Annotated in this window: 13 protein-coding genes and 1 riboswitch; all 13 genes read right to left on the bottom strand. The window is 27.6% G+C overall.

The window, feature by feature from the left end:
• Window positions 1–104 precede the first annotated feature (104 nt).
• Complete coding sequence (locus tag EJJ37_RS15475; protein WP_133016429.1) at window positions 105–821, bottom strand: pseudouridine synthase; 717 nt, start codon at window positions 819–821, stop codon at window positions 105–107.
• A 131-nt stretch (window positions 822–952) separates the two neighbouring features.
• Window positions 953–2,953 (bottom strand): triple tyrosine motif-containing protein, encoded by a 2,001-nt coding sequence (locus EJJ37_RS15470; protein WP_133016428.1) that lies wholly within the window; start codon window positions 2,951–2,953, stop codon window positions 953–955.
• Window positions 2,954–3,105: 152 nt separating this feature from the next.
• The gene (locus tag EJJ37_RS15465) at window positions 3,106–3,549 is read right to left on the bottom strand and encodes a YaiI/YqxD family protein (protein WP_133016427.1); all 444 of its coding nucleotides are present in this window, start codon (window positions 3,547–3,549) and stop codon (window positions 3,106–3,108) included.
• A 12-nt stretch (window positions 3,550–3,561) separates the two neighbouring features.
• Complete coding sequence (locus tag EJJ37_RS15460; protein WP_133016426.1) at window positions 3,562–4,914, bottom strand: glucose-6-phosphate isomerase; 1,353 nt, start codon at window positions 4,912–4,914, stop codon at window positions 3,562–3,564.
• 363 nt (window positions 4,915–5,277) lie between these two features.
• The gene (locus tag EJJ37_RS15455; RefSeq protein WP_133016425.1) at window positions 5,278–5,886 is read right to left on the bottom strand and encodes a DUF6241 domain-containing protein; all 609 of its coding nucleotides are present in this window, start codon (window positions 5,884–5,886) and stop codon (window positions 5,278–5,280) included.
• A 103-nt stretch (window positions 5,887–5,989) separates the two neighbouring features.
• Entirely contained in the window at window positions 5,990–6,805 is an 816-nt protein-coding gene (locus EJJ37_RS15450) for a M15 family metallopeptidase (RefSeq protein ID WP_166484794.1), read from the bottom strand.
• 236 nt (window positions 6,806–7,041) lie between these two features.
• Complete coding sequence (gene guaA / locus EJJ37_RS15445) at window positions 7,042–8,583, bottom strand: glutamine-hydrolyzing GMP synthase (protein WP_133016423.1); 1,542 nt, start codon at window positions 8,581–8,583, stop codon at window positions 7,042–7,044.
• A 170-nt stretch (window positions 8,584–8,753) separates the two neighbouring features.
• The gene (guaB, locus tag EJJ37_RS15440) at window positions 8,754–10,208 is read right to left on the bottom strand and encodes an IMP dehydrogenase (protein ID WP_133016422.1); all 1,455 of its coding nucleotides are present in this window, start codon (window positions 10,206–10,208) and stop codon (window positions 8,754–8,756) included.
• Between the two features lie 165 nt (window positions 10,209–10,373).
• Window positions 10,374–10,471, bottom strand: a riboswitch (purine riboswitch).
• Between the two features lie 69 nt (window positions 10,472–10,540).
• On the bottom strand, window positions 10,541–12,412 hold the full coding sequence (locus tag EJJ37_RS15435; protein ID WP_133016421.1) for an autotransporter outer membrane beta-barrel domain-containing protein: 1,872 nt from the start codon (window positions 12,410–12,412) through the stop codon (window positions 10,541–10,543).
• 14 nt (window positions 12,413–12,426) lie between these two features.
• Window positions 12,427–13,365 carry a prepilin-type N-terminal cleavage/methylation domain-containing protein gene (locus EJJ37_RS15430; protein WP_133016420.1) on the bottom strand — a complete coding sequence of 313 codons (939 nt, stop codon included), beginning with the start codon at window positions 13,363–13,365 and terminating at the stop codon, window positions 12,427–12,429.
• A gap of 13 nt (window positions 13,366–13,378) precedes the next feature.
• Window positions 13,379–13,831 (bottom strand): PulJ/GspJ family protein, encoded by a 453-nt coding sequence (locus EJJ37_RS15425; RefSeq protein ID WP_166484793.1) that lies wholly within the window; start codon window positions 13,829–13,831, stop codon window positions 13,379–13,381.
• Entirely contained in the window at window positions 13,785–14,540 is a 756-nt protein-coding gene (gene pilO, locus EJJ37_RS15420; RefSeq protein WP_133016418.1) for a type 4a pilus biogenesis protein PilO, read from the bottom strand. Before pilO ends, EJJ37_RS15425 begins: the two co-directional genes overlap by 47 nt.
• Window positions 14,512–16,380, bottom strand: coding sequence for a pilus assembly protein PilM (gene pilM, locus EJJ37_RS15415; protein WP_133016417.1), 1,869 nt, complete (start codon window positions 16,378–16,380; stop codon window positions 14,512–14,514). Before pilM ends, pilO begins: the two co-directional genes overlap by 29 nt.
• Window positions 16,381–16,476: the final 96 nt, after the last annotated feature.

The raw sequence follows: 16,476 nt of genomic DNA, 5'->3' as shown, positions 1-16,476 counted from the left end.
ATATTATAGTAAAGAAAATTTTATATTGCAAGGGATTTTTGAAAAATATCTTGCTAAATTTTATACATATGAATGTTTTACTATCATTTTTTTGTTTTCTTTCGTTAAAAGCTCTTTAATATAGCTAATTCTTCATTTGTAAGTTCTCTATATTCGCCTTCTTCTAAATCTTCATCTAAAGGCAATGTACCAAATTCAGTTCTCTTTAAATATGTAACCTTTTTACCTACTGCCTCAAACATCCTCTTAACTTGATGGAATTTACCTTCTTGAATTGTAACCATAACTTCTGATCCATCATCAGTAGCACTTAATATTTCTAATTTTGCTTCTTTACAAAGATATCCATCATCTAATGTTATTCCAGTTTTAAATTTACTTATATCTTCATCAGTAACTTTTTTATCTATCTTAGCATAATAAACTTTATCAACTTTCCATTTTGGAGATATTAATCTATGATTTAACTCTCCATCATTTGTTAATAATAACAATCCAACTGTATCCTTATCTAATCTTCCTACTGGAAATGGTTCAAATACTTGATGTTCAACCTCTAATAAATCAATTACTGTTTCATCTCTATTATCATAAGTAGCAGATACTACTCCATCAGGTTTATTCATCATTAAATAAATAAACTTTCTATAGAAAATTTCTTCTCCATTAATCACAATTTTATCATTCTCAGGATCTACTTGCATTCCACTATCCTTAGCTATTTCCCCATTAACCTCAACTAATCCACTTCTGCAAATTTTCTTAAGTTCCTTTCTTGTACCATAACCTAAATTAGATAGTACCTTATCTAGTCTTTCCATAAAACACCTCGTAAAACTTTTATATAGCTTATTCTATTATTAATATCTCCCAATTGCAAGAATTTAAAAATACAACCTCCGTAGAATCCATATATTGGGTCTTCCCCGGAGGTCGATACATTTTATGGAAATTATTTAACTTCAAACTCAATGGTATCATAATCTTCATATGGAACATCTTTGTGAAAACTTTTATCTAGAACTAATACTCTATAATTTCCCTTCTTAAATGGTACAAATGTATAATAATTTTTCCTACTATATCCTTGTGCTAAAACCCATTCACCATTTATCATAATATAAAATTCGTAACATACTTCTTTTCCACCTTCTGATATTGCTTCAAAAGTCACTTCTTTTCCTACTTCTAAATCATTGGATGAAAGCTGTAATTTTGTTGAATTTACAGGAATAACTTCATGAACATAAATAGAAACCTCTCTTTTACTATCATATTCTTCAGTAGATTTCACATTCTTTGCGTATATTACAAAAGTATATTTTCCAGGACATTTCGGCTTAATTTTTATTGATTTTTCATCTATAAATTCAGTATTTTCTACTTCGTATCCGTTTATTTTCGTTACAAATTTAGTTAAAATATCTTTTGTATTTTTAACAATTGCCTCAATATTAATTATGTCTCCTACTAAATATGTTTCTTTGCTATTCAATAAGATATAATCAATATCTGCTGCTATATAATCTTTTGCTTCAATAAATAAAGATGTTGATGCATCATAATCTTTTGAAGAAAATTCATCTTTTAACTTGATATCAACTTCATACTCTCCAGGTTCTTCTGGTATAAAGTTAATCCAATTATTTATTCCATAGTCTATGCTCTCTTTTTCAACGCCATTTTTATATATGGTAAACTTATATATAGGCTTAATTCCACCATCAGTTTTAACTTTAATATTTACAGCTTCACCTATTATACATCTTTTTCCTTTATCACATTTAACATCTACTATTCTAACTGGCTTTTCTCCTTTGTTATAAACCTCGTATTGAATAGATGTTATATCTTCATGATCTCCTTCAAATGAAATATCTTTAACTTTAAGAGTTATTTTATATTTCCCATCATCTCTAGGCTCCCATATAAACTCATTTCCTCTTATATAGCCACTATCTTCTGAAATAGGGCCTTCTATAATATATCTATATAATAATTCTTTTCCTCCATCTACTAAAGCTAATAAGTTTATTTCAGTTCCAACTGCTTGTGGTGACTTAATATCACTTTTAAATGTTCTAATTTTAACCTCATTATATGGATTTACGTTATAAACAATAACAGCTCTATCATCAAAAGAATTTGTTGAGAACATATCTCTTACATAACACAATAACTTATATTCACCTGGTAATTTTTCTTTAAAAGTAACCATGCTTTTAGAAGAAAAATCTTGAATACAAGTAACTCGTCCTTCTTTATTTATTTTTAAAAATTTATATAATAAAGGTCTATTTTTTTCATAATTAGCTTCAACCTTAAAAATCAATTCTTCATTAACCAACATATTTTGAGTCAAACATAAAAAGTTTGTTATTTCGATTTTTTCTAAATCTTTAACTTCAAACTTTACAGTTGTAAAATCATCAACATTTCTTTCAGATTGTACATTTTTACATTCTATTAATACTTCCATCTTACCTGGCTTTGTAGCTGTAAAAATAAATTCATTTTCTGTAGTATAATCCCTTAAAATTTCCCAATCTTTTTTTCCCTTTATCCAAAATCTATATAATACTAATTCTTCATTAGTACTAACATTAATGTGTAACTTTTCTCCTACATTTATTTTATTTTTATCTATTTCAACTTTATTAATTAATTTTGAATTTTCTACTATCTCATATTCTGATCTACCAAGATAGTCATATGCATTTTTACAATTAGTTGATTTTCCTTGAACCATTATCATATATTTTCCTGGTTTAGTAGGCTTCCACGTACAAATATTGCTTTTTGAAAAGTCTTGTATAGGCTTCCATATACCCTCAATCCCCTCCATAAACTTATATTCAACATCATCATTTTCAGTTAAAAATGCTGCAATATTTATATTTTTATTTAAGTCAGCAGGGCTTTTATTGTCAAAATCAATTAAAACCTCTTTCATCTCTCTCCACCTCACCATTTCACATATACTTTAACCACCATAGTTTGCATAATTTTCTATTTCAATTATACTATTTCCTCTTTGAAATAAAAGCTGAAATTTGTCTAATATATATAAAAAAAAAGAACAAACTATAGATATATTTCTACAGCTTATTCTATATTTTTATCTTTTATTAAATATAACAAATTATTTTGTAATCTATTATCATCTTCTATAGTTCTTTTTTTAGCATTTGGAGTTTTTCCTCCACCTCGTCTTATCTTTTGAGATAAATGTCTTTGCTCTAACATAGCTCCAATATTTTCATTTGTGTAAATATATCCCTTAGGACTAATTACATTAGCCTTCTTACCTAAACAAATAGCAGCAACACCATAATCTTGTGAAATTATAATATCCCCATTACTACATTCATTTACTACCTTCATATCAACACTTTGAAATCCAGTATCAACAACTCTAACTTCTCCATAATTTACTGTTATGTAATGATTAATATCACAATAAATTATAACTTCTAGCTCATACTTTTTTGCTATATTTGTAATAATGGAGATACCTGGGCAGGCATCTCCATCAACTATAATCTTCATATTATAAAATAATTATTTTAATCTAGATTCTAATTCAGCTTTTAACTCTTCATAACCTGGCTTACCAAGTAAAGCAAACATATTTTTCTTGTATGCTTCAACTCCTGGTTGGTCAAATGGATTTACTCCTAATAAGTATCCACTTATTCCACAAGCTTTTTCGAAGAAATAAACTAATTGTCCAAAGTAGTATGGGCTTAATTCTGGAATATTTAATACCATATTTGGTACTCCACCATCATTATGAGCTAATAAAGTTCCTTGGAACGCTTTCTTATTAACGAAATCAACAGTTTTTCCTGCTAAGAAGTTTAATCCATCTGCATCATTTTCAGAAGCTTCTATAACTATTTCTTTAGTAGCTTTTTCTACATTAAGAACTGTTTCAAACATTATTCTATTACCATCTTGAATGAATTGTCCCATAGAATGTAAGTCAGTTGAGAAATCAACTGCTGCTGGGAATATACCCTTTTGATCCTTACCTTCTGATTCTCCATATAATTGTTTCCACCATTCATTGAAATAGTGTAATGATGGTTCATAGTTAACTAATACTTCTACTGCTTTACCTTTGTTATATAAAGCATTTCTCATAGCAGCATATTGATAACAAGCATTTTCCTTTAATGAAGGATTAGAGTAAATTTCTCTTGCATCAGCAGCTCCTTGCATCATTTCTTCAATATTTATTCCAGCTGCTGCGATTGGTAATAAACCAACTGCAGTTAAAACAGAAAATCTTCCACCAACATTATCTGGAACAACAAAAGTTTCATAACCCATTTGATCTGCTAAACCTTTTAATGCTCCTCTTTCTTTATCAGTAGTAGCAAATATTCTTTCTTTTGCTCCTTCAACCCCATATTTCTTTTCCATGAAGTCTTTGAATAATCTAAATGCTATGGCAGGTTCAGTTGTAGTACCTGATTTAGATATAACATTAACAGATACATCTAATCCTTCTATAGCTTCAAATAACTCTGATATATATGTTGAACTTATATTGTTTCCAACAAAGAATATCTTTGGAGTCTTTCTCTTGTTATTTGGTAATACATTATAGAAATTGTTTGTTAACATTTCTATAGCAGCTCTTGCTCCAAGGTATGAACCACCTATTCCTATAACAACTAAAACATCTGAATTTGATTGAATTTTTTTAGCTGCAGCTTGTATTCTTGCAAATTCTTCTTTGTCATAATTAACTGGTAGATCAACCCATCCTAAAAAGTCATTACCAGCTCCTGTACCTTCATGAATTGTATCATGAGCCCACTTAACCATACCTTCCATCTTATCTAATTCACATAAAGATGCATATGGTTGAACTTTTGATAAATCTAAACTTAAACCATTTTTCATTTTCATACCTCCAAATAATGTGGGATTTTTAACAATATTTATTATATCATAATTTTTCTTATACTAACAATTTTAACAATAATTAAATGACTTATTTTTCCCTATTATACTCTAATTATTTAATCATTTTCAATAATAATATAATAATTTGTAAATACCATGTTCCTTTTTGTAATTTTATATAACAATTTTGATATAAAATAATTTACATAAGTATTTTTTATACTTTACACTTTTATTATGTTCATTTATTTTTATAATTTATTCCGTCATAGACTTAATTACTTGTTGAATTTTTTCTTGATTTAAATCTTTAGCTTTTCCTATATCCCCATCAAGTTTATCCCATACATAATTATGAACTTAAACTCCATTTGAAAAATCTAATTCTAACCATTTCTTTAATTCATCTGAAAGATAGTCATCTCTACCGTTTAGTTCGTTAACCATTTGAGTGACAGCTTCTCTAGTAATCTCATTTTGACCCCATATTTGCCCATCATCTGCTATTATTATAGTATTAGCCATGTAATGAACAATCTGATAACATTGATTTAAATCCATAGTTGCTACTGTAGTAATTTCATTTTCTACAACTTCATTTTTCTTTTCTGCATTTTTGCCTTCATTAATTTCACTTACTTTATTAAATGCAAAGTTAACAATTTCATAACCATTGCTCCATAATACTAATATTGTTGAAAGTGATATTATTAGTACTAAAAGAATTACAATTATTTTTTTTCCATTAGATGATTTTTCTTCGAAATCCTCTTCAAAATCATCATTTTCATTCTCTTCTCCTACCTTTTGTTCTTCATCATTTATCATTTCTTTAATTTTTTTATTCATAAAATCTTCTACATTTGTTTCTTTATTACCTTTTGGTTCCATATTATTATCTTCTTCATTGATTTCTTGTTTATCACGTCTAATAGTTTCATCTAGTCTTTCTTTAACACTTTTCCCCATAAATGTACCCCTCCTAATTTACACTTAGTTATATAATGATTATACCATATTATTACATTTATAGTTATAAAAAACATATTTTTAGTCTTTTTTCACTTTATCACTATTTTTTTAATTCATTAATTTTATTTTTTACTTCATTTATATATTCCTCAAAAACTAATCCTCTATTCATTATCTCTTTAGCTACTTCTTCATTTCCAATATATCTAAAATGCCAAGGTTCATAATTATATCCTGTAATGTCCTCTTTACCTTTTAAATATCTTAATATGAATCCATACTTATAACAATTCTCAGTAAGCCATCTAAATGCATCTGTATCTTCAAAACCTTCATCTAAAGTTTGATACTCATCACATAAAATATCTATAGCTAGTCCACTTTGATGTTCTGAAGCACCTGGCTCTGCAGTATAAGCACGGGTTTTTTCTTCTCCGTTTTTCTCCATTCTAGTTTCATATAATCCCTTTTGAACGCTATAACTTCTATACCCCGATACCCCAATCAAAGAAATACCCTCTTCCGCTGCTGCATCAAACATTTTTTTTGCTGCATCTGCTGTAGCATTTTCTAAATTATTATCCTGAGAATAATCTAAAAATTTTGCTTCAGATTTTTTCAAATTACTTGGTACATAACTTTCATCTAGTTTATTATCCTTGTTAATTAAAACAAAGTATTGATTATTTAATATACCTTCTAAATATTCCAACTCCTTATAATCACTTTCTATATCTTCATATTCCAAACTTTCTTTATCTGACCTTGCCAATAGTACTTCATTACTATTGTTTATACTCTCATTAGTATTATCTTTCTCTATATTACTTCTTCCATTATTAGCTAAATATCCTACTCCAACTACAATTCCTACTATCACTAATGAAATTTTCAATTTTTTAAAAATATTATTCATAATATTCTCCTTAACAAACTTCATAACTATATACAATATCTTTACATATATAATTCTTTCTAATAACATTCAACTTTTATTATAATATCTTCATGAATTTTTCCAATTAAATAATAAATCTTCTATTTTCTTCATTAATCATTCTCTATACAAACATAATAACATCTTTATAGTTACATAACAAAAAAAAATTGCTACAAACATGTAAAAGTACATATTTGTAGCAATTTAATTTTTTATTCGAATTCAATAGTTGCTGGTGGTTTTCCTGTACAATCGTACATTACTCTATTAACCCCGTTAACTTCATTAACTATTCTTGTTGTTACTTTTCCAAGAACTTCCCATGGAAGGTCAGCTGATTCTGCTGTCATAAAGTCGCTTGTAGTTACTGCTCTTAAAGCAATTGCATAATCATAAGTTCTTTCATCACCCATAACTCCAACTGATCTCATATTAGTTAAAGCTGCAAAATATTGTCCTATAGTTTTATCTAATCCAGCATTAGCAATTTCTTCTCTGTAAATTGCATCAGCGTCTTGAACTATTCTTACCTTTTCAGCAGTTACTTCACCAATTATTCTTATACCAAGTCCTGGCCCTGGGAATGGTTGTCTGTATACTAACTTTTCAGGAATTCCAAGTTCTAAACCTGCTTTTCTAACTTCATCTTTAAATAATAATCTTAATGGTTCTATTATTTCTTTAAAATCAACGTAGTCAGGAAGCCCTCCAACATTATGGTGAGATTTAATAACTGCAGATTCACCTAATCCACTTTCAATTATATCTGGATAAATTGTACCTTGAACTAAGAAGTCCACAGCTCCAATTTTTTTAGCTTCTTCTTCAAATACTCTTATAAATTCTTCACCTATGATTTTTCTCTTAGTTTCTGGATCTTCTACTCCAGCTAACTTTTCATAGAATCTTTCTTGAGCATTTACTCTTATGAAGTTTAAGTCATATTGTCCTTCTGGCCCAAATATAGCTTCTACTTCATCACCTTCATTCTTTCTAAGTAGACCATGGTCAACAAATACACAAGTTAATTGCTTACCAATTGCTTTTGATAAAAGTACTGCAGCAACAGATGAGTCTACTCCACCTGATAATGCGCATAACGCTCTACCATTTCCTACTTTTTCTCTTATTTCTTCAATTGTCTTTTCAACAAATGAATCCATCTTCCAGTCTCCTGAACATTTACAAATGTTATAAACAAAGTTTGATAACATCTTAGTTCCTTCTACAGTATGCATAACTTCTGGATGGAATTGAACTGCATAAAGATTCTTTTCTTCACATTCCATAGCTGCTACTGGACAAACTGGAGTATTACCTATTATTTTAAATCCTTCTGGAGATTTTTCTATATAATCTGTATGACTCATCCAACAAATTGTTGTTTCATGTACACCATCAAATAATTTTGATTCATTATCAACTTTTACTACAGTCTTACCATATTCACTTACTGGAGCAGTTGCAACACTTCCTCCAAGAACATGTGCCATAAGTTGTGAACCATAACAAATACCAAGTACAGGTATCCCTAATTCAAATACTGCTTTATCACATAAAGGAGAATTTTCACCATATACACTGTTTGGTCCTCCAGTGAAGATTATTCCCTTTGGATTCATTTCTTTTATCTTTTCAACACTTAAATTATAAGGATGAACTTCACAATATACATTACATTCTCTAACTCTTCTTGCAATTAACTGGTTATATTGACCACCAAAGTCAAGTACTAATACTAATTCTCTACTCATTAGAATCCTCCTAATGTTTTTTCTTTAATTATCTCGTAAAATTATACATTTTTCAACAAAAATAGAATTATATTTCCTAATTTATAAATAATAGATAACAGTTAAGGATTAAAATTCCTTAAGAATTCCCTCAACTATCATCTATTTACTATTAATCTCTAAATAAATAATTACTCTCTAACGCTATAGTTTGGAGCTTCCTTAGTTATGTTTATATCATGTGGATGACTTTCTCTTATTCCTGATGCTGTTTGAACAACAAATCCTGCGTTTTCATATAAATCTTCTAAAGTTGGAGCTCCAAGATATCCCATACCAGATCTAATTCCACCAATTAATTGATATAAAGTATCTGCTACTACACCTTTATAAGCAACTCTTCCTTCAACACCTTCTGGAACAAACTTTTTAGTTCCATTTTGGAAGTATCTATCAGATGAACCTTTTTCCATAGCTCCTAAAGAACCCATTCCTCTGTAAACTTTATAGCTTCTTCCTTGATATATTTCCATTTCTCCTGGTGCTTCTTCACAACCTGCAAGCATTGATCCCATCATACAAGCACAAGCTCCACCAGCTAAAGCCTTAACTATATCTCCTGAATACTTAAGTCCTCCATCAGCAATTACTGGAACTCCATGTTTTCTTCCTTCTTCAGCACAATCCATAACTGCAGTTAATTGAGGAACCCCTACCCCTGCAACTATTCTTGTTGTACAAATAGATCCTGGTCCGATACCAACTTTAATACAGTCAGCTCCAGCTTCTGCTAAATCTCTTGTAGCTTCAGCAGTTGCAACATTACCAGCAATTATTTGAAGTTCAGGATATTTAGCTTTTATCTTCTTAACTCCTTCAATAACTCCTTTTGAATGTCCATGAGCTGTATCTAATGTAATAACATCAACTTGAGCTCTAACTAAAGCATCAACTCTATCCATCATATCATTAGTTATACCAACAGATGCTCCACAAAGAAGTCTTCCTTTTGAATCCTTTGCTGCATTTGGATACGCTCTAACTTTTTCTATATCTTTTATTGTTATAAGTCCTTTTAAGTTATTATCTTTATCAACTAAAGGTAATTTTTCTATTTTATGAGTCTTTAATATTTCTAAAGCTTCATCTAAAGTAGTTCCTTCTGGAGCTGTTACTAATGGGCTCTTAGTCATAACATCTGAAACTATCTTATCGTAATTTGTTTCAAATACTATATCTCTGTTAGTTATAATTCCAACTAATTTAGTTCCTCTTGTTACTGGAACCCCTGAGATTCTATATTGAGCCATTAAATCTAATGCTTCTCTTACAGTATGGTTTTCATTTAAGAATATTGGATCTGTAATTACTCCATTTTCTTGTCTTTTAACTCTATCAACTTCTCTTGCTTGGTCCTCTATTGGCATATTTTTGTGAATAATTCCGATTCCACCTTCTCTAGCCATAGCTATAGCCATTTTTGATTCAGTAACTGTATCCATACTTGCACTCATTAGTGGTATGTTTAATGTTATTGTTTTTGTTAATTGAGTTTTTAAACTAACTTGATGTGGTAAAACTTCTGATTTATTTGGTACTAATAATACATCATCAAATGTGTAAGCTGTTTTTAATATTCTTGCCATACTTCATCTCTCCTATCATTATTATTTATCTTTATATATATGTGATAAATGCCATTCCTATTTGGTTATTTTGGGAGCCCACCAAATAAAAATAAGCATATTAAGTCCGCTATCTATAAGTGAACATTAATATGCTTTTACTCTATACATTATTCGTATTTAGGTAAATATATTAAATTCACTCATAGATGAAAATTTAAGGTTTTCAGTAGAAACACCCTGCCATATTCAGGGTTTATATGAGTCTTTTTATTATTCGTGTTTTTTTGCTTTTTACCATTATAGTTTAAGAAAGATGGCTTGTCAATACTTGTTTGATTGTAATTATATTTTTATCTACTTAATAAGTTTTCTGCTCTACTTATAACTTCATCTGTAGCTTTTATATTATCTTTATTACCTGTTACATTTATTGTGTGTGCTTTTAAATTACCTAATATATAAATAGAACCTCTATTTACATTATTAACAGTTAATAAATTTTCTAAATACATTCCATTTATATCACTATTAATTGCAGATAATATAAATACCATACTATTATCTAGGTTAATAGTAACAGTATGCCCATCATAAGTGCCACCAAATATTACAATACCATTTACATTATAATTATTAAAACTTTTTATATTACTATCACCTAAGAATATTACATCACTATTATCATTAAACAATTCAGAACTGTTAGCATTTATACCATCATTAAATAAAAATTGGCTATTATATAACTTTAAATTAACATAATTACTTTCTGATACAAGTCTTCCCGCAACTAACTTACTGCCTTTATCCATTGTTATATTTATTCCATTGCCTATTAAATCACCATTAACTAAAATTTTATTGTTACTTCCATATAAATTTAAAGGGTTTGTAGGTGATGATATTCCATCATTTCTTATAATTAATTTACTATTATTAATATTTATATCTACACCCTGACTTTGAGCCTCAATATTACTATATATATCTAAATTACTATTATTCATCTCAATTTTTATAGGTGTTCCTTTTATACCACCACTTCTAGTTATCAATTTACTGTTATTAATTTTAATATTTAATCCATTTGATTCTATATCAGAATTAACATCTAGCTTTGAATCTTCTAACACTAAATTTATTCCATTGGATTTACTCTTTATTGATTCCCCTATATTTAATACACTATCCTCTTTCACTTCACTATATAAAGAGCCATTGTTAACTATTAAATTCTTCTTAATATCAATAAAACTTGAATTATTAATTCTTATATCTCCATTTTGGGAAATTTTTAAATCGCCATATATCACCAAGTTACTACTATTGATTAAATTAACATTTAAACTACCACTTGCAACAAAATCTCCTTCTACTACAAGAGTTCCTCCATTTAAATTCAAATTATATTGTTGTATATAATTCTGACTTAAATCTAAATCTCCCCTCAAAATTATATCTTCATTTATACTCTTCCCATTATTATCAATTAAATATTGTAATGTTATTTCTTTTAATCCACTAAAACTTTTAGTGGTTTTTTGTATATTTTCAAAACTACCTATCTCTATTTTATTATCAATATCATTGACTATACTAAAATCAACATTTCCTGCTTGCTCACTCCTATTTATATTATTATTCATTAGATAATCACCTAATTGACCCTTGAATGAATTTGTTAATTTTCCACCATAGGAAGTATACTTAAGAAATTCATAGGTATTATTTTGCCATTCAATATTTCCCTTTATATTTAATACTCCTTCAGGACTTATTTCAACATCTTCTATTACTCCACTATCAGAATTTATATTTACTGAAATAACTTGCTTTTGTTCCTTCTTTGCTCCACTCTCTTCATCTATTGCTGTACTAATAATAGTATAATCATATCTTACTAATTTATTGTTTTCTTCTATTTCATCTCTTGTTATTTCCTTATAAATAGATATTCCTTCAAAATCATCTATATCACTTTTCATCTTAGAAAAAGATAATGGAAGGTTGCTTACTCCATTAGAATCATTTATTAAACTTAATAATTCCTCTCTAAATATATTAAGTCCTGATTTAGCTGCTAACTCTAAATCAATATACTCACTATGCTTTTTATTATATTTTAAAGTGTTTATTACAGCTGATGAAACTGCTAATCCAATAATTATTAATGATAATAATAAAACCATTGTTATCATTAAAGATGAACCTTTCTTTTTCATTTTATCTACACCTCTTACCATGTTCTAATACTTAAATTTTTAATTCTATCTATATATCCCTTACACTGACCTTTGATTTGTACACTTTTATTAATTTCAATTACTCCAGAATTTTGATTACTTTTAATTTTAAATCTACCATCATCAGTTTTCTCAAGTACTGCATCATAACAAGAAGTGAATTCTACATCTGATTCAAATATTAATTCCCACGCTATTATTTCATTGGATGTATTATTAGTAAGAGTTATTATATAATCAGCACCACCATCCCAACTATTAGAAATTTTTAAATCAACATTTACTTCACCCGAATTAGGAGTATTTTCATCTGGTTCCTCCGGAATCACAGGATCAATTGGATCAATTGTACTGTCTGAACTATCTGAACCATTTTCCTGAAAATTTACTATAATATCTTTATTGTTCTCTTTTGATAATGTGAGAATATAATCTTGTCCACTTAGTTGATTTCCAACTAAAACCCCTTCAAAATTTATATTAATTAATTTATCTACTTCAGTAACTTTTAAAGAAAATTTACTTGAATTATTAACCTTAATACTATTTAATAATACTTTTTCACTCTTAATTGAATTATCTATTCCATACTTTACTTCTATTAAACTATTATATTCATCACTATTAACTATTTCAAAATATAATATATATTCGTTATCTTTTTTTACATATAAAATCTCTTTAGCTTCTTTTCCATCATAATTTGTGATAGCATCAGCAGTCCTAATTTTTATTTCTTTTGCATTTGTAGTTTCAGCTTCAATATTAATTATTGCATTTCTAACTTCATCTTGTATTGCTGCCTTGTTATCTGTTCTATTGATTATTTTATACCCTTGAACAAAAATAGAACCTACCATAGTAATTAATAAAAGTAAAATAGATAATGTTGCCATTAACTCTATAAGAGTAAATCCACTTTTTCTGTTCATAAATCTCTCCTTATCATTTATTCACAATTATTATCTTAGTATCTTCAACACTTTTATTTTTCATATATGCCGTTACTTTATACAAACCATTATCTTGTAACTCAGCTATGATATCTATAGAAAATTTCCCCTCATTATCAATTAAAGAATTTATATTTTTTATCTTATATTGCATATCATCTAAGTCATTAAAATTAATAGTTTTTTTAACTATATAATTTTCAACATTTGCACTTTTAACATCAAATAATGTTAATGCAGATTTTATATAATTGTTAATTTCAAGCTTCTCATCAGCTCTAGCTTCAGTTTTAACTATACTTAGCATTAACCCACTTATTCCAACAAATAAAATAGAAAGGATGGCCATAGCAGCCATTATTTCTACTAAAGTCATCCCTTTTTTTCTATTAGTATTTTTAATTGAAGGAGTTTTCTTTTCCATAAGTTCCATCATTGAAATCATAATTTTCCCTCTCATTATAATTTAAGTTATAAAAATTAGCTGTTAAGTTAGCATTTAATAAACTTCCTTCTCCAGTACTTAAAGATATATCAGAAACATCTGAAATTCTTGAATAGTTTTCAATAGACTTAATAAATTTAATTATATTTTCATACTCACCACTTAAACTTATATTAACTATTTGCTTTTCAACAGCTTGTTCGCTCTCTGTTTGAGAACTTTCCTCTTGAGAACTTCCAATATCAAGTCCTCTATCAATTTCAGTTACAACACCATTTTCATCAGTAATAACACCATCACTAGATGCTATATCTTCTTCAGATACATCAGAACTAGAAAAACTTAAAGATTTCATTTCAACTCCACTTGTGATCATTAATGCTTTTAAATCGTATATTATTTGAGCTACAGCTGGAGTCTTTGAAATTTCTTCTAGAGCTAAATCATACTGTTCTTTAAGCTCTTCTTGTTTCTCCTCTAGTATTTTATTCTGAGCTGGTATCATAGATATTCTAGCTTGCTCTTCTCTTTTCATATCTAACGTAAGCAAATTATTTGTATATTGTTCTAGTTGAGGTAATATTAAAAACTTTAATCCAAAGACCAAAGATACAACAATAATTGTAGATGATAATATTACTTTATCTTTTTTAGAAAGATTTTTTAAATAAATCATAATACTACTCTGTTTCTTTTGCTTCGCTTCCATCTTTACTTACCCCTTCTATTAAAATTGAAAAACTATATTTAGTTATAGTATTGCTACTTGTATTATAATCATTACTCTCTTCATCACTTGTACTATTTGAATCATTATATGTACTAGAACCTTGTTTATTTGAATCATTACTTTCTTGTGAATTATTTAAATTACTTGAATCATTTATATTATTAGAATTATTGTTAGTACTTGAATCATTATTAGTAATATTATTTTCTTTTGAATCATCAGAGGCTAAAATTAAATTTTCCCATATATTAAAATTGCCTGCCATTGCAATTGGTAATAAAGAATTTCCCTCTAATATATTAGTCCCTTCTTTAGCCGCTTCAGATATTTCTATAGTTTTTTCAATTGGATTTATATAACTAATAGTTACATTATAAAACTCTTCACTCATTTCAAGGTTAGCTAAAAACTCAGGTATTGCACTGTATGTATCAGATTCACCAGTAATATTTATTGAACCAGTATCTGAAAATGATAAGCTCATAAATGTTATTTCTTTAGGTACATATGAGTTTATTTTAGCTAAAATTGTTGATGTTTTAGTTGTACTATTTTCTATATTCTTAACTCTCTCTATAAAATATTCCATTTTACTATTTTCAGCTTTTAATGCTGAATTTTTTTCAACTATCGCATTATATTTACTTATTTCTTCTTCAACCGTTATTATATTTTTCATAATACTTCTATTCATTATTGTAAATACAAATCCTATTGATATAACTCCAATCAAAGTTATTATAGGTAATCTAAATAACATTCCATCTATATTGGTTTTTTTCTTCTCTTTACTTATTACCTTTGGATTTAGATTAAGTAATTTATTTCTACTATCTCTAAATAATAACCCATAACAAGCTATATATCTTGGAAAGTTATTTTCAAACTTCAATTTTATTCCTAAGTCAAAAGGTTCCTTTACTAAAATACATGGCAATTCAAAATACTTTTCTAAATATTTTTCCATGTTAGCCATAACAATATCTGAACATATTATTATAAAGTTTGTAACAGGTTTATTATTTTTTTCAGAGTTATAATATCTAATTGTATTATTAACGCTGGATAGTAAATTTTCAAAACTCATTATTACACTTGAATTATTTTCGAATATATTTGCTACTTCTCTAGAATCTAATAATGTAGCAGTAATCTGATCATAAACTTCATTAAATATATTTTTAACTCCAAACGGAAGATTTCTTTCAAATTTTAAAACATTATTTTCCATTATACTAAGTGTTGAACTATCTGACCCAAAATAAAATACACCAGTGGATTCTTCACTAGTAATATGATCACTATTTTTTAATACCCTTGCTAATGTATTTGATAATATATCAATAACTTCTAACTCTTTTCCTATGGCCTCTGCTATTTCAACAATTGGATCTATTTTTTCTCTAGGTGCTGCAACTAATAGTATTTTGTAAGCTTTCTTATCTTGTGTATTTATTTTTTCTACTATTTCAAAGTTTGTGTAATAGTCATCTATATCAGGTATAAATTGTTTAAATTCAAAGCTTACAGCTTCTCTTAATGCATCATCCTTAAGTATTGGTACTTCTGTATATCTTGTAATTATATCTGAACCTCTTAAAACAAAGGATACATTTTTAACATCTCTAGCATTAACATCTAAATAATCATTTAAAAGTTTTATTATGCTTTCTTTATCTCTAACGTTACCATCTCTACAATCACCATTTTCTAATTTAATAGTGTGTGTTTCATATATCTTATTTTTATTTGCAATAAGAATATTTATAGATGTATCTGTTATTTGGATAGATAGTTTTTTATTATTTACTAATGCCATAAATCTACCTCCAAGTTTTATTATCCTATTACTTATTTAACTTTTTAAAATTTCCTATTATATCTATTTCTATATTTTTAATTACTTCTTCAAGAC

The organism is Clostridium cuniculi, from assembly GCF_004353185.1.
In the GTDB taxonomy this organism is placed as follows: Bacteria; Bacillota; Clostridia; order Clostridiales; family Clostridiaceae; genus Clostridium; species Clostridium cuniculi.
The sequence above is the reverse complement of the archived record's forward strand: the minus strand, read 5'-3'. Positions and strand labels throughout refer to the sequence as shown.